Genomic DNA, 1,098 nt, shown 5'->3' on the forward strand with positions numbered 1-1,098 from the left:
TTCTGACGCCCTCCGCCAAGCGAGAGGCTGTCGCCCATCTCACGATGACCTACGAGATGAGCGAGCGGCGGGCGTGCCAGGTCATTCGGGCGGACCGCAAGATGGTCCGCTATCGATCACGACGGCCAAGCGATGAGGGCTTGCGTGAGCGGTTGCGCCAGTTGGCAGCCGAGCAACGCCGTTTCGGCTATCGGCGCCTGCACGTTCTGCTGCGCGGCGAAGGCCATAGCCTGAACCGGAAGAAGACCCAGCGCCTCTATCGCGAGGAAGGGCTGTCCGTCCGTCGCCGGCGCGGCCGCAAACGGGCCACGGGCACGCGGGCGCCTATCCTTGTCGAGGCGAGGCCCAATGCGCGCTGGTCGCTCGATTTCGTCCATGACCAGTTCGGCTCGGGCCGCCGCTTCCGCATTCTCAACATCATCGACGACGTTACGAAGGAGTGCTTGGCGGCGATCCCGGACACATCGCTTTCAGGCAGGCGCGTCGCGCGTGAACTCGACGCTATCATCGCCCGCCGCGGCATTCCCGGGCTGATCGTCAGCGACCACGGCACCGAGTTCACCTCCAACGCCATGCTCGCCTGGACGCAGTCAGCCAAGGTGGCCTGGCACTTCATTGCTCCCGGCAAGCCCATGCAAAACGGCATCTGTGAGGCCTTCAACGGCCGGATGCGCGATGAACTCTTGAACGAGACAATCTTCTACGACCTCGATCACGCCCGATCCGTCATCGCCAGATGGGTCGCCAACTACAACCAGCGTCGGCCGCACTCGGCGCTCGGCTATCTCACGCCAGCGGCCTACGCCGCCAAACTCACCGCAACGGACGATCGGCTGCGCAACCCTGACCAACTCCGCCGATCGCCCGTTGCTCAACCGGCGCAGCTGCGCCAATCTCAGCCAAGGACTCTGGCGTCAGCCGGATGACAAGCCGGGGTCACAGCACGAGCTCGGGCGGCGGGCAGCGCCTGTTCATGTCCTGATTGCGGAGCGATCTCGCAACGGATCCAAAGCCGGTATTGGCGGCGAGCAAAGGACCTGCCGCTGAGCGGCCGACGCGTCGAACTCCAGGTCCTCGTCCGGCGTTTTCGGTGCGATG

Annotated in this window: 1 protein-coding gene and 1 pseudogene; both read left to right on the forward strand. The window is 65.2% G+C overall.

Annotated features, from left to right (window positions below; genetic code table 11):
• Positions 1 to 926 (forward strand): IS3 family transposase (locus ACFPN9_RS30015; RefSeq protein ID WP_377818175.1); only part of this gene is annotated, 926 nt, incomplete at its 5' end.
• 54 nt (positions 927 to 980) lie between these two features.
• Positions 981 to 1,098: pseudogene (locus tag ACFPN9_RS30020) on the forward strand (transposase family protein); the annotation flags it as partial.

Source organism: Allobosea massiliensis, assembly GCF_042655245.1.
GTDB lineage: Bacteria > Pseudomonadota > Alphaproteobacteria > Rhizobiales > Beijerinckiaceae > Allobosea > Allobosea massiliensis.